General features: G+C 55.2%; 18 protein-coding genes and 1 pseudogene. 17 read left to right on the forward strand and 2 right to left on the reverse strand.

Annotated features, from left to right (window positions below; genetic code table 11):
• Positions 1 to 111: 111 nt before the first annotated feature.
• Positions 112 to 789, reverse strand: coding sequence for a flagellar basal body P-ring formation chaperone FlgA (gene flgA / locus LN050_09805; protein ID UFS56040.1), 678 nt, complete (start codon positions 787 to 789; stop codon positions 112 to 114).
• 205 nt (positions 790 to 994) lie between these two features.
• Here flgA and LN050_09810 point away from each other — a divergent pair, with 205 nt between their 5' ends.
• The 17 genes and pseudogenes from LN050_09810 to LN050_09890 all read left to right on the forward strand — a co-directional run bounded on the left by LN050_09810 (position 995) and on the right by LN050_09890 (position 22,169).
• Positions 995 to 2,371, forward strand: coding sequence for a LysM peptidoglycan-binding domain-containing protein (locus LN050_09810; protein ID UFS56041.1), 1,377 nt, complete (start codon positions 995 to 997; stop codon positions 2,369 to 2,371).
• A 226-nt stretch (positions 2,372 to 2,597) separates the two neighbouring features.
• Complete coding sequence (gene flgB, locus LN050_09815) at positions 2,598 to 2,981, forward strand: flagellar basal body rod protein FlgB (protein UFS56042.1); 384 nt, start codon at positions 2,598 to 2,600, stop codon at positions 2,979 to 2,981.
• A 23-nt stretch (positions 2,982 to 3,004) separates the two neighbouring features.
• Positions 3,005 to 3,430, forward strand: coding sequence for a flagellar basal body rod protein FlgC (gene flgC / locus LN050_09820; GenBank protein ID UFS56043.1), 426 nt, complete (start codon positions 3,005 to 3,007; stop codon positions 3,428 to 3,430).
• Positions 3,431 to 3,473: 43 nt separating this feature from the next.
• Entirely contained in the window at positions 3,474 to 4,160 is a 687-nt protein-coding gene (locus LN050_09825) for a hypothetical protein (GenBank protein ID UFS56044.1), read from the forward strand.
• Between the two features lie 60 nt (positions 4,161 to 4,220).
• Positions 4,221 to 8,198: a flagellar hook-basal body complex protein gene (locus tag LN050_09830; GenBank protein UFS56045.1), complete on the forward strand. Its 3,978-nt coding sequence runs from the start codon at positions 4,221 to 4,223 to the stop codon at positions 8,196 to 8,198.
• Between the two features lie 73 nt (positions 8,199 to 8,271).
• Positions 8,272 to 9,024 carry a flagellar hook-basal body complex protein gene (locus LN050_09835; protein ID UFS56046.1) on the forward strand — a complete coding sequence of 251 codons (753 nt, stop codon included), beginning with the start codon at positions 8,272 to 8,274 and terminating at the stop codon, positions 9,022 to 9,024.
• A gap of 27 nt (positions 9,025 to 9,051) precedes the next feature.
• Positions 9,052 to 9,837, forward strand: a complete 786-nt coding sequence (flgG, locus tag LN050_09840; GenBank protein ID UFS56047.1) for a flagellar basal-body rod protein FlgG — start codon at positions 9,052 to 9,054, stop codon at positions 9,835 to 9,837.
• 34 nt (positions 9,838 to 9,871) lie between these two features.
• Positions 9,872 to 10,555: a flagellar basal body L-ring protein FlgH gene (locus LN050_09845; protein ID UFS56048.1), complete on the forward strand. Its 684-nt coding sequence runs from the start codon at positions 9,872 to 9,874 to the stop codon at positions 10,553 to 10,555.
• Positions 10,556 to 10,592: 37 nt separating this feature from the next.
• Entirely contained in the window at positions 10,593 to 11,732 is a 1,140-nt protein-coding gene (locus LN050_09850; GenBank protein UFS56049.1) for a flagellar basal body P-ring protein FlgI, read from the forward strand.
• A 31-nt stretch (positions 11,733 to 11,763) separates the two neighbouring features.
• On the forward strand, positions 11,764 to 12,288 hold the full coding sequence (locus tag LN050_09855; protein UFS56050.1) for a rod-binding protein: 525 nt from the start codon (positions 11,764 to 11,766) through the stop codon (positions 12,286 to 12,288).
• On the forward strand, positions 12,285 to 15,068 hold the full coding sequence (gene flgK / locus LN050_09860) for a flagellar hook-associated protein FlgK (protein UFS56051.1): 2,784 nt from the start codon (positions 12,285 to 12,287) through the stop codon (positions 15,066 to 15,068). Before LN050_09855 ends, flgK begins: the two co-directional genes overlap by 4 nt.
• 13 nt (positions 15,069 to 15,081) lie before the next feature.
• Entirely contained in the window at positions 15,082 to 16,005 is a 924-nt protein-coding gene (gene flgL, locus LN050_09865) for a flagellar hook-associated protein FlgL (protein ID UFS56052.1), read from the forward strand.
• Between the two features lie 96 nt (positions 16,006 to 16,101).
• Positions 16,102 to 17,835 (forward strand): flagellar filament capping protein FliD, encoded by a 1,734-nt coding sequence (gene fliD / locus LN050_09870; GenBank protein UFS56053.1) that lies wholly within the window; start codon positions 16,102 to 16,104, stop codon positions 17,833 to 17,835.
• Positions 17,836 to 18,022: 187 nt separating this feature from the next.
• Positions 18,023 to 18,391 (forward strand): flagellar protein FlaG, encoded by a 369-nt coding sequence (locus tag LN050_09875; protein UFS56054.1) that lies wholly within the window; start codon positions 18,023 to 18,025, stop codon positions 18,389 to 18,391.
• 228 nt (positions 18,392 to 18,619) lie between these two features.
• A pseudogene (locus LN050_09880) lies at positions 18,620 to 19,090 on the forward strand (flagellin).
• 1,679 nt (positions 19,091 to 20,769) lie between these two features.
• The gene (locus LN050_09885) at positions 20,770 to 21,528 is read left to right on the forward strand and encodes a hypothetical protein (protein ID UFS56055.1); all 759 of its coding nucleotides are present in this window, start codon (positions 20,770 to 20,772) and stop codon (positions 21,526 to 21,528) included.
• A gap of 170 nt (positions 21,529 to 21,698) precedes the next feature.
• Positions 21,699 to 22,169 carry a hypothetical protein gene (locus LN050_09890; protein ID UFS56056.1) on the forward strand — a complete coding sequence of 157 codons (471 nt, stop codon included), beginning with the start codon at positions 21,699 to 21,701 and terminating at the stop codon, positions 22,167 to 22,169.
• 7 nt (positions 22,170 to 22,176) lie between these two features.
• Here the strand turns inward: LN050_09890 and LN050_09895 are convergent, their stop codons facing one another.
• Positions 22,177 to 22,350 (reverse strand): hypothetical protein, encoded by a 174-nt coding sequence (locus LN050_09895; protein UFS56057.1) that lies wholly within the window; start codon positions 22,348 to 22,350, stop codon positions 22,177 to 22,179.
• Positions 22,351 to 22,406 lie beyond the last annotated feature (56 nt).

The following is a 22,406-nucleotide window of genomic DNA, read 5'->3' on the forward strand; positions in this document are numbered from 1 at the left end:
AATACAGTGCTTTGAAGCCTAAATCGCCTCTATGCCTTTGAGGATTCGGCGCGACTTTGAAGAACTTAAGGACATTGTGCGTTTTTTTTCGGATGTTGTTGCAAGTCGTTTTTACAGCGCCACAGCTTCGTTCAAACCTATTACTTTTGCAGTAATTTCTCGCCCAGACTCCACATTTTTGAGTTTGACTTGTTCGCCCATGCGGGCATCGGCCTGTGCCTTCAGACGCACTGAAATTTGTAAACCACCGGCACTGCCCAACGACATCAACACCATGGCGCCGCGCTTGACCAACACGGCAGCGCGTACATCGTGGCGTCGCACAGCGCTGCCTGCAGCGATGTCTCTTACCAATTCGGCATTAACGGCTTGTTCTAAAGACTTAAGCGCCGTATGTGTCGGTGTTTGTTTGTTTGCCGGGCGAAGGCTTAGCATGGCGGGGGTCAGACGGGTGCCACGTGTCAAGTGCTGGTTGGCCGTCACCACCCACTCGGCAGGCTCAGCCTGCACGGGCTCTGCTTCCTCTTTGGCAAGCGCTTGAGCGCTCTGGGTACGCACAAAGAGTTGCCAGCTGGGCTGCGTGCAGCGCACGCGCAAGTTGGCGGCTTGGCCAAATGGCGCGTCAACATTGAGCGCGCGTTCGCAGGTGGGCACCATGATGCGTTCATCCAACGCCGCCAATGTCAGCGTAGGCTGATTGGGTAGATTGGTGTGCCCCCAGCTCACCACGGCTTTGGCCAGGGCCTGTTCTGCCGGCGTCTTGGCCTGCACAGCGGTGGTCAAGCACATGCTGGTCAACGTGGCTGCAACTAACAAAAAGCGGCACGACATTTGCATGATTGACTCCAAGAGATAAGGGTGACGAAGTGTTGACATCAACCTGCTAAAGCAAGAATGAGACCAACCTTGTTTGATGTTGTTTTTCACAAGCGATTCCCATACATATTGATTTCAAACGCTTTTTACAAGCGCCAATGCGCAAAAGGAGTAGCCCGTGGGTCCCGTCACGCAAGACACTGCCAATGCACTACAGACGAATAACCGTCCGACAAGCAGCGGGCGCGTATTGCATTTGGGCAAACCCACTTGGGCATCGCAGGCGGCTGCGATTTCTAAAAACCTGACAGACAGGCCCAACTTCCGAGCCGACGCCAAGCCCTTTGCGCAAGCCATGCAGCAAGCCATGCCGGTTGTAAAACAGCCAGCGCAAGTCTCGGCACAAGTGGTGGCTAAAGCACCAGCGTCAAGCGCCACGTCTGTAGCAGCGCCAGCACCCATGCGTACATCGACCCCGTTCACGCCAAACGTGCCAGTGGCTCAGCCCGTGCTCACCGCACCACCGGCTTTGGGCGACATACACATCAAGCGCGGTGACACCCTAATAGGCGTTGTCCAGCAAGCCGCAGCATCGCAAGGCAAAACGGTCAGCGGTGCACAGGCCTGGCAAATCGCCCAGCAGTTGGCCAGCAGCAACGGTATTGACGACCCCAACCTGATTCACCCGGGCCAACGCCTAAAGACCAGCACCCTGAGCAATATGCTGGCTGCGTTACCCAACAAGGCTGGCGTGCAAACCGCTGCCAACGTGACGCCAGTTGTGAGCACTCAAGCCGCGCTCGCACTGCGCATGACCAACACCTTGTCTGCCAAGTCGCTCAACATGTTGCAAGGCAGCAGTCAAACCACAGCTGCCAGCAGTACTGGCCAAGTGAGCCATATTGGGCCCGCGCAGCAGCGTCGTTTGATGAATACGCCTGTGCTGGACAAAACCCTGCAGCGCGCGGTAGACAAAGGCTTTATGAGTGCAGCAGAAGTGCCGCACGTACAGCAAAAAATTGTGAGCTTGGCGCAAAAGCACAAGTTTTCGCCGGACGACTTTGCCCGCTTGACCCTAATGGAAAGCGATGGCATGAATCCCAAAGCCAGCAACGGTAGTTGCCACGGCATTATCCAGTTTTGTGACGGGGACGACAGAGGGGCTGCCTCGGTTGGCTTTGCCAACAACCCGCGTGCCATTTTGAATTTGAGCACTTACAAACAATTGGACTTGGTGGACAAGTACTTTGAAGAAGTTGGCGTGGGTCACAAAGGGCCTGTGCGCCTGGATGATTTGTACCTAAGCGTATTGACACCGGCCGCCAGACAAGAAAATCGCCGTCATGTGCCTTTAGATATTGCGGGCACACAAGCCACTTACCTGCACGTAGGAAAAGACCGCGACAAGCCTATTACGCGTCAGTCTATTTGGGCTGGCTTGCATGCCAACGCCAACCAGCGTTTGCGCGATGTTGAGGTAAGCCCAACCATTAATGTAGGGCGCGGCACAAGAGTGAGTGCTTACAACGCGGCTCAAGGGCTGGTGTCGCGCTAAGTTGTCAGGCTTGGGGCAACAGCAGCGGACCCAGCTTTCTCAAGGCGGCAAACCCTTGCCACCCACCCGTCAAAAAACGCCTGGCACAGCTATTGCATCACTCCCACCAAAGACCCAGCGCTGATCGCTAGGTCGACGTTTCACAGTACCGGTATCGGCACGGTTTGCAACAACTTGAATGTTGCAAGCAACACAGTCGCTACTGCTCAGTTGGTAAGGAGCATTTATGTCATTGATGGGAAACCCCTTGGGTATTCACGAACGAGCGCTGCAGGTACGCAGTCAGCGCATGGAGATGCTGGCCCAAAACATTGCCAACGCCGATACGCCGCAGTTCAAGGCGCGTGACCTGAACTTCAAGCAGCTGATGTCTGACGAAATGATGCAGCCCATGGAGCACACCAACGACATGCACTACCAAGCGGGTGACTTGCCCGGCAGTGATGGCGTGGTGTATCGCGTGCCATTTAACACCTCGTTTGACGGCAACACCGTTGAGATGAGCGTAGAGCAGGCCAACTACGGTAAGGCCTCGGCGGACTACCAGGCCACGCTGAGCTTTCTAGAGAGCCGCGTGAGTGGCATTCGCAAAGCGTTGCGCGGTGAATAAGCGCCCAGTCAAGGAGTAGGACCATGTCTATAGGAAACATTTTCGGCATTGCAGGCACAGCGCTCAACGCGCAGTTGGTGCGCATGAACGCCACCGCCTCCAACTTGGCCAACGCCGGCACAGTGGCTGGTTCTGAGGCTGAGGCTTTTAAAGGCAAGCGCGCTGTGTTCAAGGCCTTGGTAGACGAGAACATGACACACGCGGGTGCACAACACGTGGGCGGCGTCAAGGTGGATTACATGAAGGACGACGCCACACCCATTCAGCCCATCTTTGACCCATCCAACCCCTTGGCCGACGAGGGGGGCTATGTCTACCCAGCCAACGTGAATGAAGTCACTGAAATGGTAGAGATGATGGCCTCAGCGCGCTCTTACCAAAACAACGTTGAAGTGGTGAACACCGCGCGCCAGTTGATGTTGCGCACGCTTGAGCTCACACGCTCGTAACCCGCAGCACGCGCGCATCTGATTTTTTGACAGGTAAACCACCATGGCCTTAGATATTGCAAGTAGTCAACTTCCCGCTGGTATTACCAGTTACGAAGACTACGTCAACACCCCCAAAGTCGCTGATGACCAAATGGGTCAGCAGCAATTTTTGCAGCTGTTTACCGCACAGCTACAAAACCAAAACCCACTAGAGCCCGTTAAGAACGAAGCGTTTGTGGCGCAGCTGGCGCAGTTTTCATCGCTAGAGGCCAACCTTTCCATGAAAGATTCGTTGGACACCATGGTCAACTCACAAGCGGCAGACCGCGTGATGTCAAGCGCTGCACTCATTGGCAAAAGCGTGGCTGTACCAGGTGGCGCAGTCAACCTCACCAACGGCACAGGCGGCGAGGGCGTGGTGAATTTGCCTTACGGCTCTGCCGGTATGAAGGTCACCGTGCTCAATGACAAAGGCGTTGCGGTGCGTGAGCTGGTGTACGGCGCGCAGTCGGCTGGAGACTTTGCCATCAACTGGAATGGCCAAGACCAGAACGGCGAAGTCGTACCCGATGGTGCCTATACGTTTAGTGCCCAAGCCGTGGTGCAAGGTGAAACAACGCCCGTGAACGTCAATGCGCTGGCCAAAGTCACTGCGGTGAGCTCCAGCTCAGCCGATGGCAGCCTCATTCTTGAATTTGTGGGCGGCAAAACCTTGCCGCTGGCAGACGTCAGGCGCATAGGCGTTTAAGTCATAGCGCACCACAACCTACCTTGTTTCTCCCTTTTTCTGTCTTAGGAGTCATCACTCATGTCTTTCTACACCTCACTGACCGGCTTGAACGCCGCCACCGCCCAACTCGGCGTGACCAGCAACAACATTGCCAACGTGGGAACAACCGGTTTCAAGCGTTCGCGCGCTGACTTCGGTGACATTTTTGCGACCTCGCCGCTGCAAAAAGCCTCTAGTACGATTGGCCAGGGTGTGGCGCTAAAGCAGGTGACACAAGAGTTTGGACAAGGCAACGTGGCCTTCTCGGCCAACGCCTTGGACTTGGCGATCACGGGTGACGGTTTTTTCCCGCTCAAGTCGGCTGACGGTTTGCAAGACATTTACACCCGCAACGGCTCGTTCATGATGAATGACCAGTACAACGTGGTGAACTCTGCCGGACAACGTCTGATGGCAGCATCAGTGGACTCGTCCGGCAAGGCCGACTTGGGCAACCTCAATGTGCTGACCATTCCCCAGCAAACCAATGGCGAAGCGGCAGAAACATCGCTGATCAATCTGGGTTTGAACTTCCCTGCTGATGCGAAAGTAATTACAGAGCCCTTTAGCCGCAACAACCCAGAGACCTACAACAAGAGCACCGCGCTGACCGTATATGACTCGGGTGGCAATGGCTATCTGGCCACTGTTTACTACGCCAAAACACAAAACGCCAGTCAGTTAAGCCCCACCAACAAATGGCAAACCTACGTGTTTGTAGGCGATACGCAAGTGAACCCGTCACTGATTCAGGCCACAGACGACAACGCCGAAGCCTTGTACGTGAACAAGTACGGCGAAATCAAGCCCGAGTCTGAAGTGAGCGATTTTTTGGTGAACGGTAAAACACAAATGTTTTCGCTAGACGACTTGACCGACCAGCGCGTGTCACAGCCCGCGGCTGTGACGGGTCAGCAGTCCCAGTTTGACCTCACCGCAGACACCACTTACAGTTTTGCAAATGTCTCAGCTGACGACTTGAAGAACATGTTCACCATTGACGTGGACGGTTCGGGTAATGCGGTGACTGTTGACTTGAGTGACTTGGCCAGCACTGAAACCACCATGACTGGTGTGGCCATTGCGAAGGAGCTGACCAACCGCTTGAACGCAGCATTTGGTGATGAGCGTTACTTTGACTTTACCGGCAACACCAAATTCCAAATCAACGCCACCGTTGGCGGCGTGAACAAAACCACCAATGTTGACCTGGCCGATATTGGTATGTTCAAACAGGAAAGGCTCAGCTTTTCTGCCCCCACCATTACCAGCGGCACCACTGACATCAGCGTGGCTGGTGTTGCGGTAACCGTTGCTGCAGGTGACACAGCGGCAGAAGTCGCCGCTAAAGTGAAGGCCGCACTAGAGGCCGACGCCTTCATAACTGGCACGGACGGCCGCAGTGTTACAGACAACGCAAACGGCACGTTAACCCTCAGCTGGGCTGCTTCTGATGAAGCCATAGACGACGTCGTGTTGGTAGATAAAACTGGTGTCACAGCGACAGCGTCGGTTGAGACTGCGTACGCGGCTACCCCTAAAGCGACTACCCTTACATTTGGTGCGGCCACTTCAGCGGGTGACATCACAGTGGCTGGCGTAGCGGTGACTGTTGTGGCGGGTGATACAGCCGACCAAGTTGCGACCAAAGTCAAGACAGCGCTAGACGCCGACGCCTTTATTACCGGCACAGCAGGTCGTAGTGTGACCGACAATGCAGACGGCTCTATCACCGTGAACTGGGTTATGGCAGATGCAGACGCAACGGATCCCACGTTTGTCGATACCGGTACTACGGGCGTAACCCAAACGGCTGCGGTAGAAACCGCTTACGCATCAGCCGCTAAAGAAACCAAACTAACAATGTCCCCAGCTACGGCGGACGGCATTGTGCAAGTTGCCGGCGTACGTGTAGACGTGGCTGCAGGTGACACCGCCATTCAAGTTGCAACTAAGGTCAAGGCTGCTCTGGATGCCGACGCCTTTGTTACCGGCACGACGCGCACTATTACTGACAACGCAGACGGCTCTATCACTGTGAACTGGGCTTTGGCTGACGCAGATGCAGCCGACCCAGGGTTTGAAGACGGCACTGGCGTCAACGCCAGCACCAGCGTAGAGACGTTCTATATTGAAGGTTTCACCGACATCGAAAAAGTCACTAAGAGCGCTGCTGTTGATGCCATGCAGACCTTGATCAACGCACAGGGCTTGACCTCTATTACGGTTGGTTTTGACCAGGTCAACGGCGGCTTTACGTTTACGGAAGCCAATGATGGCGAGATCAGTTTGCAAGCGCCGCAAAGCGCCAAATCGTTTGCTTTCAACGGCAACGCTATCGCAACCGACGACAGCTTGTCTTTGCAAATGGTACGCAATGGCGTAACCACCACGCTGCAAGCCACAGGTTTGCCAGCAGGTGCCAGCCTGGATGAAGTCGTGGCCAAGTTTCAGGGTCAAAGCGCTTACGGCACGTCGGGCTATACCATTGACAACGTAGATGGCGAGCTGCGCATTGCGCGCAACGATGGCACAGCCTTTACTGTGGCAGCAGTCATTCCCACAGACGGTGCGTTCGCGGGCTCACTCACAGACGCGGCCACCTCAGCCAGCGCTGTGGGTGCCACGGCTACCTCAGTAGTAGCTTCCAGCGTGACCGGCAACGCCGTTTTGGGTTTGGCGCAAACCAGTGCCATCGTGGGTGAGGGCGGCCTTTATGTGCCCGTAGGTTCAGGCTTAAACGGCAAAGTCATGCCCAATGGCGACCTGATTCGCCCGTTGTCCGAGCAGCGCTTTGGCCTCAAGGTGGGCTTTGACAACGTGAACGAGCGCTTCACCTTCTCGTCAGGCAGCACGGGTGACAGCTCAAGCATCACCATCAGCGGCACCAATTCATTGGCCGAGTCGCTGCTGGGCTTGTCGGCGCCAGTGGGCACACCCATTGAGGTGGCAACGTCTGACGTAGCGCTTCGTGGCACCACCTCCAGCCCAGCCCAAACCGTGGGCACCCAGGTGGCCATCAACGTGAACAACAATTTCTCGGTTGACAACACCAACAACACCTTTGTGGTGTCTGTGGACGACGTAAAGGGCACAGTGAGCCTGCCACCAAGCGACGCTTACACATTGGACGGCTTTATGGCTGCGCTGGAAAAAGAGATCAACGGTTTGGCCAGCACCACTGGCAGCACCGTATCTGGTGTCAAAGTCAGCTACGACCGCGCGCTCAATGCCTTCCAGTTCACCACGGGCACCACGGGCACCGACTCGTTTATCAAAGTATCTGGCAGCTCCAACTGGGGCCTGGCCAACGTAGAGGCGGGCCGTGGCTCTACCTCTACCTGGATCAAGCCCACCCAGTTCACCGACTTCTCTAGCGGTGTGGGTGTGTCCAAGTACATAGACGAGTTTGGCAGTGAGACCTCCAGCGCAGACGGCTTTGAAAGCCTGCCAGAGTGGTCACCCATCTACCTGGACAAAGGTGAGCTGACGTTTAACACCAGCGGTAACCTGATTTCGCCACAAACCGGCTCGCAGCTTGATACGGTTTATTTGGCAGACGGTAAGGGCGCGTTGACCATCAACATCGACTACTCCGCCTCTACCCAGTATTCATCAGCCTTTGCGGTGTTGTCCCAGTCACAAGACGGCCGGCCCGAGGGTGACTTGGTGGGCCTGGACATTGGCGACGACGGTTTGGTGAGTGCGTCTTACTCCAACGGCACGCAGCTCACGCTGGCCAAGGTGATTTTGTCCAACTTCTCAAGCCCAGCAGGTTTGCGCCAGATTGGTGACTCCAGCTTTTACGCCACCGCCAAATCAGGTGATCCCAAGATCGGCGAGGCGGGTTCAGCTGGCTTTGGCACGATTCGTGCTGGTGCTACAGAAAGGGCCAACGTGGATTTGACACAGGAATTGGTAGACCTCATCACGGCACAGCGTAACTTCCAAGCGAACTCTAAAGCCATTGAGACCAGTTCCACAATGACACAGGCCATCATCAACATCCGCTCGTAAGCGCTAATGCCGTAATGTTTTAGGGCCGCGAGCGACGCCCAAGGCCAAAAGCCTTGGGTTGTAGGAGTTCGGTATGGACAGACTTGCATTCACGGCAGCTTCAGGCATTACAGAAAAGGCCGTTGCACGCCAGCTTATGACCAACGAGTTGGCCAATGTGTCAACAGTGGGTTTTAAGCGCAGCTTTGACGTGGCGTTAAAGGCCATCAAGGTCGAGGGCGACGGCTTTGACACCCGGTTTGAGCCTCAAGCCGTGCCCACAGAGCGCGTGCTCATGACCCCTGGCACTTTAATGGCCACGGGTCGAAAAACCGACATAGCCATGAACGGCGGCACCGTCATGGGCGTACAAGCGCCCAATGGCGACATCGCCTTCACCCGCAGAGGCGACTTGCGCCCCGATGCGCTAGGCACACTCACCAACGGCGCAGGCCACATTGCCATGGGCGAGGGCGGGCCTATTGTGGTGCCACCTGGATTTGATGTGCACATCACCCGTGACGGCGGTGTGTACGCCACCGACCCCTTGGCCGCGGGCCCAGCTGCACCCGTATTGGTCGGTCAGCTCATGCTGCGTGACGCCACAGACACGCCACTCAACAGACGCGAAGACGGCCTGTTTGAACAAGTGACGGGTCCTGGTGACTTTGAGGGTGGCCTGAATATTGCTGTAACTCCAGAGACGCTAGAGGGTTCCAACGTCAGTGCTGTCGAAGTGATGACACGGCTGATAGATCACTCTCGCAGCTTTGAGGCCAACATGAAGGTCATCAAAGAAGCCAAATCTATAGACGAGTCGGGCGCATCCATGATGCGTGCCTCGTAAGTTAACAGTCACCAGAGGTAACATGCCATGGACGCTTCATTATGGGTAGCCAAGACAGGCTTAGATGCGCAGCAAACGCGCATGAACGTCATTTCCAACAACTTGGCCAACGTCAACACGACAGGCTTTAAGCGCGACCGCGCCGTGTTTGAGGACTTGCTGTACCAAAACATTCGCCAGGCGGGCGGCCAAACCGGTGCCGACACACAAGCGCCTACAGGCTTTCAGTTGGGTACAGGTGTGCGCGTGCTGGCTACCGAAAAAATAACCGCTCAAGGCAACATGCAAACCACCGAAAACTCGTTGGACATTGCCATTGCCGGCGAGGGCTACTTTCAAATTGCACAGGCCGACGGCACCATTGCCTATACACGCGACGGCAACTTTCACCTGGACAACGCAGGTCAAGTGGTGACCAGTGGCGGTCAGTTGTTGCAGCCCGCGTTGAACATTCCGCCCAACGCATCCAGTCTCACCATTGGCCGTGACGGCACGGTGTCGGTTGAGTTGGACGCCGGCGGCGGCCAACAGGTGTTGGGTCAGATTCAGCTGGCACGCTTTGTGAACACCAGCGGCTTGCAAGCCATTGGTCAAAACTTGCTTAAAGAAACACCAGCCAGCGGCGCACCCGTTGTGGGCAACCCGGCTGCAGACGGCACAGGCACCTTGATGCAAGGCGCACTAGAGGCCTCCAACGTGAACGTGGTGGAAGAGATGGTCAGCATGATTGAGACGCAGCGTGCGTATGAAATCAACTCCAAGGCCATCTCTGCTGTAGACGGTATGTTGCAGTACCTGAACAACAACTTGTAAGCCACTTGAACATCACTTGTACCTGAGCGCGACCATGCTAAACAAATTCTCCATTCTTTTATGTGCCAGCTTTGGCTTGGTTGGCTGCGTCACCACGCAGCACGAGCCGCTAAAGCACTCGGCCGAGTTTGCGCCGGTGTACCCCGTTGCCAAAGTTGAGACCAGTGCCAACACCGGTGGCATTTTCAACGGACAAAGCGGCAAAGGTTTTTTTGGTGGCAGCGGTCAGCGCTTCAAAGTGGGCGACATCATTACGGTGTTGTTGTCTGAGCAAGCGCAAGCCAACCGCACACAAAGTACGGAAACCAGCCGCGAAGCCACCAACGATGCCTTGCCCAGCGGCTTCAACACCAAGATTGGCAACATCTCACCGTTTACAGATGGCATCAACTTGAACACCGCCACCATTGACAGCTCAGGCTCAGGCACGGCGGGTCAACAAGCGTCACTCAGCGGCGAAGTAGCCGTAACAGTCATTGACGTATTGGCCAACGGCAACCTGGTGTTGCGCGGCGAAAAACAACTGGCTTTGTCTGAAGGCACCGAAGTGATTCAAGTCTCTGGTGTCATTCGCCCAGACGACGTCTCGCCCAACAACACTGTGCAAAGCCGCCGTTTGGCAAATGCACAAATTGCCTACCGTGGCTCAGGCGAGTTGCAGCAGGCCTCTCGTGCAGGCTGGGCCACGCGTTTGCTATTTAACTTTTGGCCTTTCTAAGTCCTGAGTTGCCTTAATCAAAGAATCGACACCAACCATGAATGCTTTAACGCTTTTTGCCCGCACCGCCTTATTGGCTGTGGGCTTGCTGGCAGCCACGCATGCCAGCGCAGACCGCATTAAAGACATCGCCAGCGTGGCGTCTGTGCGTTCCAACCAACTCATTGGCTACGGCTTGGTGGTGGGTTTGCAAGGCACGGGTGACGGCGCAGACGTGTCCTTCACCACCCAAAGCATGAAGGGTTTGTTGAGCCAATTGGGCGTGAGCTTAAACGGCCCACTGTCTGACTTTGAGTCAGCCGCCAGCAGCGGCAAGATAGACATTGCCAACGTCGCAGCCGTGATGGTCACGGCTGAGTTGCCTGGCTTTGCCAAGCCTGGTCAAAAAATTGACGTGAATGTTTCTGCTATCGGTAAGGCCAGCAGCTTGCGCGGCGGTAATTTGTTAATGGCACCACTGCGTGGCGCTGACGGCGAAATCTACGCCTTGGCCCAGGGACCTATGGCTGTGACAGGCGTCGAGACCACCGCCGCGGGCTCTCAGGTGTCCATAGGTGTGCCCACATCTGCACGCATCCCCAATGGTGCGCAAGTAGAGCGCGCCGTAGACAACCCATTTGCCAAGTCTGACTCTGTGGTGCTCAACGTACGCGAAGCCGACTTCACCACGACCAACGCCATTGTGGATGCCATCAACGACACCTTTGGCCAAGGTGTTGCCAAGGCCATTGATGGCACATCTATTACCGTGCGTGCGCCAGCTGATACCGGCCAGCGTGTGGCCTTTGTGTCCATGATTGAAAACCTGGACGTGCAACCAGGCGAGCCGCCAGCGCGCGTCGTCGTTAACGCACGTACCGGCACTGTGGTGATCAGTCGCAACGTCAAGGTGACTGCCGCAGCGGTTACCCACGGCACCATCACCGTGTCTATTTCAGCCACCAACGAAGTGTCTCAGCCCAATGCATTGGCCAATGGCCAAACCGCCCCTGTGCAAAACGCTGTAGTGGGCATTGATGAGCCTACCAAACCTATGTTTTTGTTCCAACCCGGCGTAGACCTGCGTGACGTGGTGGACGCCGTCAACCAAGTGGGGGCCACGCCCTCGGCGCTGATCGCTATCTTGGAAGCCCTCAAAAGTTCTGGCAGCCTGCGCGCCGAGCTGGTGGTGATTTAAGCGCGAATTACGCCAACAACCGGACGACATCATGGACGCCAGCAACAACGTAACCAGCTCTTACCTAGACTTTAGTGGCTTGGGTGAGTTGCGCGGACGCGCGGCCAAAGACAGCCAAGGTGCATTGCGCGAGACCGCCGAACAGTTCGAGGCCTTGTTCATCCAGATGATGATGAAGTCCATGCGTGAGGCCACGTTCAAAAGCGACATGATGCAGTCAGATGCCTTGGACACCTACCAAGACATGTTTGACAAGGAGATTTCTGTGTCCATGGCCGCGCGCGGCAATATGGGTATGGCCAATATGTTGCAAAGCCAGCTTGGCCAAGAGTCTGCACGTTTGTCACCATCCAGCGCGCTGGATGCCGTAGATACGCCCAGGCCGTTGCACAAAGCGCAAACGCCCATGAGCGTGCCCAACACGTCCGCTGCCACCAATGTCAGCGGCAACGGCTGGCCGCTTACTGGCCATACCGCCGGCCAACCTATGCCCATGCCCAGTCACTGGACGCGTCAATCGCCCAGTGACAAGCCCAGCACCGGAGATGCGTTATGAGTGACATGCTCAGCATCAGCAGTACAGCTGTGATGGCCTACCAGCGTGCCTTGGGCACGGTGAGTAACAACATTGCCAACGTTGGCACAGAGGGCTACTCACGCCAAGACATCACGCTGAACGCCAACACGCCCAGCAAACAAGGCTCGGTGTACATAGGCAACGGCGTGGTGTTTGACGGGGTGAAACGCCAAGTGAATGACTTCGTAGAAAGCAACTTGCGCAACAGCCAAAGTGACTTGGCCACGCAAGAGCCTATGCTCAGCTACGCCAACCGCGTGGTCGACATCATGGGCAGTGAGTCTACGGGCCTGACCACCGCGCTCAACCAATTTTTTGCAGGCGCACAAGCCTTGTCGGCAGACCCTGCGTCTACTATTTTGCGCGCCAACTTCATGAGTGACGCAGACAGTCTGACATCGCGTTTTCGCGAGCTGTCAGGCCAACTCAGCTCCTTGCAAGACGAAACAGCACAAGCGGTAGACGCCAAAGTGGGCGAGCTCAACACCTTGGCCAATCAGTTGGCGCTGGTGAACAAACAGTTGGCTAAAAACCTCACGGTAGCCAAGCAGCCCCCTGAGTTGATGGATCAACGCGATTTGATCTTGAAGCAAATGTCGCAATTTGCCAGCATCAAAACCAGCTTCACCACCAACGGCTCGGTCAGCGTGAGCTTGGGCCAAACCATAAGCCAGGGCAAACTCGTAGACGGGCAGCAGGTTAACCCGCTGACCGTTGCGTTTAGCCCTACGTCACCCGACAAAGTCGACCTAGCCGTGCGCTTAACAGACGGCAGTTTGCAAACGCTGTCGAGCATCAGCAGCGGTGAAATTGGCGGCCTGTTGGCGTTTAGAGAGCAAGTGCTGTCACCCGCTCGCAGCTCTCTTGATGTATTGGCCACCACCTTTGCCAATGAAGTCAATGCGGTGCACACCCAAAGCCTAGACGGCTACGGCAACCCGGGCCAAGCCATGTTTGGTTTTGATACGGTTGCCGGCGACACCTACGTCACTGGCGGCATGCGCGTGCTACTCGATGACCCACAAAAAATAGCCGCTGCCGCGCAGTTCAGGGTGATAGAAGAGCCCAACAACCCCAGCACTGTGCGCGCCACGCTGGCTTACCAAGAGCCTTTGCCGTCCACCACGCCAGCTGATATCAGCGCCAACCTGGTGAACAACCCAAGCCCCAGCGCCGGTGTGGCCGTCACGCTCAGTGCAACGCAACCGTTTGCCATGCTCACCAGCGTGGCCGCAGGCACGCAAAGCGCAGTGGTGTATTTGGACGATTTGCAAGCGGGCCAAGCCGTGCAGGTGATGACACGCGAGGGCGTGCACGTGTTGGGCGACGAGCTCACACTTGACGAACAAAACATGATGCTGCGCGACACCTACGGCTTTAACGCCCAGGCCAAGTACAGCACCGACTACCTAAACGTGGAAGGTGAGGCCGCCTACCGCAAGTCAGACTTGTTTTTAGGTGCCAAAGCTGAGCCCTTGTTGGCGCAGGTGTTTGACGATGCCGGTTTGCCCATGGATGGTCAGCCGCTGGAAGCCTTGCTGCAAAGCGGGCGCATCAGCGCCCAAATTGGCGAGGCCGGTATTGCTGCCGGTGCGCTCACGCTAAACGGCGTGTCGCTGGGCGAACTGGTGCCAGCTGGTGAGTATCTGCAAGCCAGCGAAGTTGCCACGTGGCTTGACAGCGCTGGTGTGCCAGGCCTCACGGCCACGGCTACCAACGAAGTACGGGTTGCAAGTGCCTCGCTAAACCTCAGCCGCACGCTGGAGCTACAAGGCGAAGGTGCCACAGTGGCCACCATCACACCGCCAGCTGGTGGTTTTGCCGACGCCGCTGCGCTGGCAGAGGCTATCAACGCACAAAGCGTTGTGAGTCAAGTGAGTGCCAGCTTGTCAAAAGACGGCGAGTTGGTGCTGACCAACGTGGCCGGCAGCGAGGGCAAACACATTGCGGTAGGTCCAGCCCAGCTGGGCGGCCAACCAGACAATGCCCTGGGTATTCCCGCGCAAACCTTTGCCGGCAGTATTACGCTGAGCCGCAGCCTGGACGACCCATTAGACCAAGACATTCGCGTAGGCATAGGTGCCAATGGCAGCGCACAAGACTTAAAAGCCTTGGGCCTTCGCACAGCGGTGTATGTGGCTGATGAGTCTCAAGACGAATACCTGGTGATGGTGACAGGCGCAGGCAGCTTAAGCGCCAGCGCCAGCTACACCGCCAGCACCCAAGACGCCACCCAAGCCTTGCGCGCGCAGCCGTTTGACATCACGTTGACGGCGACCAACGAATACACCATTACCGACCGCAACACTGGCACCATAGTGGCCACGCGCGCCTTTGACCCCAACGCCTTGCCGCCTAGCATCAGCTACCAAGGTATTACGCTCACGTTCACCAGCCCACCAGCTGTGGGCGACCAGTTTGGCGTTGACGGTAACCAAGACGGCGTAGGCAACAACGAAGGCATGCTGCGCATTGTTGGCTTGGCCTCAGACAAGGTCATGCCTGGCAACAAAACCTTTGCCGAGGCCTACATAGAGCAGGTGAGCCAAGTGGGCAACATGTCGCAGCAAGCGCGAGTGGCCAAAGACGCACTCACTGTGGTGTACGACCAAGCGCTTGAGACCCGCGACGGCATTTCAGGTGTGAGCTTAGACGAAGAAGCCGCCAACCTCATTCGATTTCAACAGGCCTACCAAGCCTCAGCCAAAGTGATGCAAACCGCCAGCACGCTGTTTGACGCCATTTTGGCGGTTCGCTAACTAGGACGACGTTATGAAAATATCCACCTCATTCCTATTTGACCGCGCCACCAACCAAATGAGCACGGTACAAAACAAGCTGTCTACCGCGCAGGCGCAAATGTCGCAAGGCAAACAAGTCATTGCGCCCAGCGACGCACCAGACCAAGCAGCCGTCATCACGCGGTTTAAAGGCGTGATTCAGAAAAACGAGGGCTACCTCAACACCCTAAACGGCGCCAATGCACGCTACCAAGCCGAGGAAACTGCGCTGGGCAACGTCAACGACTCGCTTATACGTATGCGGGAGTTAAGTATTCAAGCTGCCAACGACACCGTAGGTCCGGCTGACAGGCAAGCCTTGGCCATGGAAATGTCTGGCTTGCGCGACCAAGTCATGAGTTTGGCCAACACCCAGGATGAAAGTGGGTCTTACCTGTTTGCGGGTAGCCGCGTGGGTGAGCCTGCATTTGGCACCAATGCACAAGGCGAGTTTGTGTACCAGGGTGACCAGTCGCGTATCAACGTGTTGGTGGGTGACCAGCGCACCATACAACTCAACCGCCCCGGCGCTGATGCCTTTACACGTGCAGTGCGTGTAGACGACGAGGGTAAGTCGTATGGCGTCAGCTTTTTTCAGGCCATGGATGACTTGATCAACGCGGTAAAAAACTCAGACCGCGACGGTATGAATCGCGGCGTGGGCGAGCTAGACAAACTGCAAGAAGGTGTTGGCTTGTCATTGGCCCAAATTGGTACCGACATGAATGTTGTGGCGTCTCAGCAAACAGTGATAGACGAGACTGTGTTGCGCCTCAAGAGCCTGTTGTCCGAAGTTGAAGACCTGGACTACGCCGAGGCCATCACCAAAATGAACAAGGACATGCTGGCCCTAGAGGCCGCGCAAAGCAGCTTTGCCAAGGTCACGCAGTTGAACTTGTTCAACTACATCAATTAAGTCTGGCGTGTTTGCTAATGCCAAACGTTTGACTAAAGTATGGATGAGTCGCACCGATGCTTAATTTGTTGTTGGATATACAGGTAGGAGCCGGCAATGGCCACTAACATGATTAGCGCCTTGGGCGCGGGCTCTGGCGTAGACGTGCAAGCCTTGGCCCAAAGCTTGGTGGATGCCGAGAAGGTGCCTCGCGAGGCGGCCATCAATACCAAAATCGACGATCAAGAGCGTCGAGTGGCAGGCTATTCAGCGTTGATGCTGGCTTTGGAAACCGTTAAAACGGCATTCGAAAAGCTCAACGACGTCACCGACTTCAATGCCTACGAAACGACCAATAGCCAGCCAGATGCTTTGGGCGTGGCCGTTACATCTGGCGCAGCACCCGGTAGGCATACCGTTGAAGTGCAGCAATTGGCTGCATCTCAAAGAACGGCGACCAACCAATTCGCCAGCGCAGACCAAGTGTTGTCGGGTGGCAACCCATTCAGCATTCAGCTGACTTTAAACGGCGAAAGCCAGACCAGTATCCGTGTGAGCGATCCAAGCCCGCAAGGTCTTGTCGACGCCATAAACGACGCTGAGCAAGGCGTTACGGCGCAGCTTTTGAATACTGGTGACGCCACAAACCCCTATACGGTTGTACTGACTGGCCCTGTTGGGTCTGTTGGGGCATTTGGCTACACGACCGACGATGCAACGGGCACTGGGCAGCTTGAAACGCTGACTTTTCAGGGTGCAACAGAAGACGGCACCATAAGCGTTGGCGGTGTTGCGGTAGAGGGGACTGCCGGCCAAACTGCCACCGAGGTTGCTGAGGCTGTCCGAGCAGCGCTTGAGACCTCCAACTTTATAACGCAGGCAACAGGGCGCTCTGTGGCAGCGGGGGCAACTGATGGCACTCTCAGCTTTCAATGGGCAGCCTCAGATGGGGCAGCGCCAGAGCTGTCTTTCGCAGACGCCGACACCACAGGCGCTGCCATGACAAGGCAAACCGATACAGCGTTTGGCGCTGGCAATGCACTGTCAGATGTGTCATTCAGCGACACCAACCTGCAAGACGCGCAAGACGCACGGATGGTGGTGAACGGGCTCACCATTACCAGGGGCTCAAACGCGGTAGACGGTGTCATACCCGGTGTTTACCTAGACTTGTTTGCGATGACAGCAGGTACTGCAGCCAATATACGCATTACCCGTGATACCGCTGCCGTAAAGGAAAACGTGCAGGCAGTGGTGCAGGCCTATAACGACGCGACGTCTGACTTTGCCATTTTGACGGGTGCCAGGTCTGAGGACGAAGAAGATATTTACAGCGGATCGCTTGCGGGTGACAGCACGGTTAGGCGCGTGAAAGAGCAGTTGCGCAGCATGTTCTTGAACGACTCTTCAACACCTGGAAGCAGTCTTAGTGCCTTTAGAGACCTGGGCTTAGACATAGATAGAACGGGTGTCATGTCTATCGACGAAGACAAACTAGACGCAGCGCTTGCGGACAACTATGACGATGTGGTCCAGTTGTTCAGCGCCAATACCAACAGGCAGTCAAACTATGGCACGGCTAACCGCGGGCTGGCGGGTGACGCCGTTAAGGCGCTGGACGACCTCATCGCCGCGCGCGGTGTGTTGGCCACCCAAAGTGCTGGCTCCGAGCAACGCATTACCAGCTACGAGGCCGAGCTGGAAGCTTTGAATACCCGTATGGAGTCATTACTAGCCCGCTACAACAAACAGTTTGGCGTGATGGAGTCGCTGGTGGGGCAGTCCAACGCCATGCGTGAGAGTCTCAAGTCCACGTTTGAGGGCATGATGGCTATGTACACCAATAATTAAGCCTTAGTCAGTAACATCAAGGCCTGCTCATGGCCTTTAAGCGTCTATTTAAGACGTTTTGCAAAAAAATCCTCAAGTTCTTTTTTCAGGTGCCGACCCTAGACCTGATGGCTGACTATGCGTGTCGTGCGCATTTACCTACTTCAATACAGCTCGTATTGAAAAAAGCCAGACAAGGACGGATGTCATGAGCAATGAAATGTCAAACATAACCGCAGTGGCCCAGCCTGCGGTCAGCGCCGCCAAGCAAGCTGCGCCTCAACCCCGAGCGGCAGTCCCGGCCCCTGATAGAGCGCCCGTTGCGCCAGCTGTACAAATTGACCCAGAAGAAATGCGTCAAAACTTGCACGAGGCCATTGAGCGGCTCAACGAGCAAGTAGAGCGCAATGGCCGAGGGCTGAACTTTGCGCTTGATGAGCGCTTAAACCGCCCCGTCATCACTGTTCGCAGCACGGCGTCAGGCGAGATTATTCGGCAGATACCCAATGAGGTCGTCATCAAAGTGGCGCACAGCATCGAAGACATCAAGGGCTTGCTAACCGACCAGCTTGGCTAGTGCTTGTGCTGAGCGGTCTTGGCTTTGAAAAAAGTTTTTAAAAAAAACACCGCATCACTAAAGAAGTTAAACAAGCCACCGAATCACTAGTCATCAGGTAGGGCAAATGCTCTTTCTGCCAGGGGTGTAGCGACAAATCAGTTTGCCGCTCGCCAAGTTCCTTAGCAGTTCAAGGCCCCCAAGGCAGCTGCTTTTTAAAGATCAAGTTCCCTTAATTTCAGGAGAATCATCATGTCAGTTATCAACACCAACGTTAAATCGCTTGTTGCACAAAACGCATTGGCGGCAAACAACAAGAGCCTGTCTACCGCTATGGAGCGTTTGTCTACGGGCTCTCGCATCAACTCTGCAAAAGATGACGCGGCGGGTTTGGCAATCAGTTCTCGAATGGAATCGCAGGTTCGAGGTTTGAATGCTGCAGTTCGAAATGCAAGCGACGGTATATCCCTTGCTCAAACAGCCGAGGGTGCCATGGAGGAAATCTCCAGCATGTTGCAACGTATGCGTGAGTTGGCTGTTCAGTCCAGTAACGGTACCAACAATAGCCAAGATCGTGCAAACCTGGACGCCGAGGTGCAACAACTAAAAAGTGAAATCGATCGTGTTGTAAGCACTACCGAATTCAATGGCCGTTCAGTTTTAAATGGCTCACTGAATGCGCAGTTGCAAATCGGAGCTGATGCTGGGCAGACAATGACCATGGCAGTCAATGATCTTTCTACACTGTCCTTAGGTACTATTAATGGCACGAGTACAACTGCTGGCGTGACAGAAGGTAGCTTCCAGGGCGTTCAGGCTACCCCCACTGAGGCTGAAATCACCTTTAATGGCAATGGCGAATTCAAGTTTGTCCTTGAGGTGGACATGGGGGCGGGTATTGGACACGAGTCTTACAATATCACCGGAACGGTAGCAAATGGTAGCGCTGAAGACGTAGTAGACGCTATCAACTCGGCCATACGTAATACCCCTGTTGGCGGTACTGGTGTGGTAGCAGGTGCTTCAGACGCTATATCTGCCAGCTACAACGGCCGCACGGTTTCTATTAGTAACGCTGCCGGTGGTCTGATCAAGTTGCATGCTGGCGTCGCCAGTGGTGTGACTTCGGGTGCGCCAAACGCTATGACCTCCACAGCCTTGTCGAGTGCCGGTACAACTGCGACCTACAACTCCGTCTCTGGAGGCGCTTCGTCTCAAGATCTGATCCTCGGTGGCGCTTCAGGCACCGCAACTGCCATTGACGTTACAACACGCGCTGTCGTTGATAAGGCGGCTACTAGTGAGGTATACACGTTTGGTGGTACGACGAAGGCTACTGATGTGGCTCAGATGACACTCACCGCTAACGGTGTGACGACCGTGCTGCAAGGTACGTTGACAGCAGCAGGCGTGTCTGATGTGGTAACACAGCTGACCGCAGACCCTGCTTACAGCACATCAGGCTTTCTCATTTCTGAAACTTCTGATGGGAAATTGCAGGTTGAGCGTTACGACGGCGCCTCATTTACAGTCGACGCTTCGCATTTGAGTGGAGGTGCTGCTGTAACTTCAACGCCTATGACACTCACTGGAGCAACAGGTCTCACTGACATTGTGGCGAACGGTGCTCAAGTGGTTGCGGCGGGTGCTACGAGCACTGCGGAACCTGTTGAGTTGGCGTTGACGGTTGGTGGCCTGGCCACCGGTGCTACCACAGGTGACAAGCTAGCCTTCGATCTTGTGAGCGGTGGGGTTACAGAGTCAGTGAGTGTCTCGCTGGCAGGTGGCGCTAATGGAGACAGCGTCGACAGTATCATCTTGGACTTGCGCGATGCGCTGTCTACGGCGTCAAACACCAACTACGAAATTGGAAAAAATACTGACGGCCAAATGGTTATTGCACGCAAAGACGGTGCTGCGTTTGATACCCGCGTTACGCAACAAGTGACCGCCGGCACTGTGGCAACGACTAACCTGTTGACGCTTCAAACCTCGGGTGGTGCGGAGCTTGTCTCCTCCACAGGCTTCTATCAAAGTGCAAACGCAACAGCGACTTCGGACATGTACTTGAGCCTGATGGGTAACGACACCTATACAGTTCAGTTCGGTCAAACTACTGGCGGCTCCGTACCGCTAACCGCGACTAATCTGGTTACGTTCAGCTACGATGGCACCGACGCTTCGCTGGCAAGTGCCGCTGCCGACTTGCAGGCCAATTTGTCCACACTGCCCAAGTTGGCTGGTAACGCGAACGCGTACGACTTTTCTGTGACGGTAGAGGGGGGCGCCTGCGAGTCTCTGAGGCTAACGGCTACGACTTTGCACTCTTAGGCTTTGAATCCGCTGGTGCTGGTCGGATCTCCGCCTCATTGGGTGATAACCAGTCTGGTACCGGTGGTGTGACTACCAAGTTGCTTGACGATACTGCTTATGGTCTCACTGCGGCAACGACTGCCACGACGCCCTCATTAGCGGCCACTGCAGTGACGATGTCTTTTGCACCTGCCGCAACAGCTACAGCTTCTGATACATATTCTTTTGAAATTACCGATGGTTCTGCCACCGCTGTGATCTCAAACGTGCTATATGACGGTTTTGATGCGGACGATACCAGCATGGAGGCAGCTATCAACTCCGCGTTGACACGTTCAGGTTTGGACAGTGTGATGTCTGTTACGTATGACGCAACAGCTAAAGCCTTTACGTTGACACATACGCTCGGAAAAGAGGTGAGTATTCAAAACTTCCAGTCTGATAACTCTGAAAACTTGTTAATCCAAGCGGGCACTGGCACTACGGGCGTTACTAGGTATCTTGACGACAATTACACGTCGTCTGCAGGGCAGTCTGTCCGTAGCATAGCTATTACATCCGCAAGCTTAGCCAGTGATGCGGTGGGTATCTTGGATGCTGCTATCGAGGACGTCTCTGCGGAGCGTGCCAATCTCGGTGCCATTCAGAATCGATTGGATCACACGATCAACAACTTGACCAACATTAGCACCAATACGTCCGCATCACGTAGCCGTATTCAAGATACTGATTACGGTGCGGAAACCGCCAGCTTGGCCAAGGCGCAAATTATTCAGCAGGCTGCTACAGCTATGCTGGCCCAGGCCAACCAGTCGTCACAGTCTGTGTTGAGCTTGCTGCAGTAAGCTGATCATTAGCCAGCACCTTAGCGGAGCTGGCTAATGTAGAAAACCCGCCAAGTGTTGCAACTCGGCGGGTTTTTATATTTGTGGGTACAAGAGCGCTTTTTGGGCATGGTGTTTGCTTGAGCAATGCGTAACAAAACTATTTGTCCCTGCCTACCTAGGAGTTCTCCATGACCAGCCTTTTAAATTCTCTTCGCAGTCACAACCTCACCAGTGCCAATGCTTTTCCATTGTCGGATTTGCAGCGCTACTCGCCCTCAGACATTCGCGTCACCATTCAGGCCTTAATGGCTGAAGACCGCACAGACCTGGCCTTTGCTTTGGGCGAGGCGGGTATCAGCCTGTACCCACACAGTGAGGACATGTTGGCCATTACGGGCTTGCTGGCCGCTGCGCAACAAGATTGGGCCTGCGCTATTGAGCGTTTGACTGAGTTAAAAACCTTGCAAGGTGAGCGTACCCAAGCGTTTACCTACCTCATGCTTACACGCGCTTACCGCTGCGACTTAGACCCTGTATCTGCCCTGGAGACTGTTGAACTGGGTTTGGCCTACTACCCGGAAGACACTGACTTGCTGGCCCAGCATGCCCAGTTGAAGGCAGATGGTGTGCATACCTTTTCTGCAGTGAAAGCCGACTAGGGCTTACTCAGCACTTTATGTAAGAACCGGCTTTTGCCGGTTTTTTTTCGTCTGCACCGCTTGGCATTGGGGTTGATATTGCCGCCCAGCGGCAAAGTGTCTCCATCGGGCAATTTATTGCCGCTTTTCCGTCACTCGCAATCAGGAAATTTAAAAAACCAAGCTTTTTCAAGCGTTTCAAGCAGATTTTTAACCGCTGACTCAGTCGTGCTACTGCACATAGGTGTGTTGAAAAGC

It is taken from the genome of Comamonadaceae bacterium M7527 (genome assembly GCA_021044545.1).
Lineage (GTDB): Bacteria > Pseudomonadota > Gammaproteobacteria > Burkholderiales > Burkholderiaceae_C > RS62.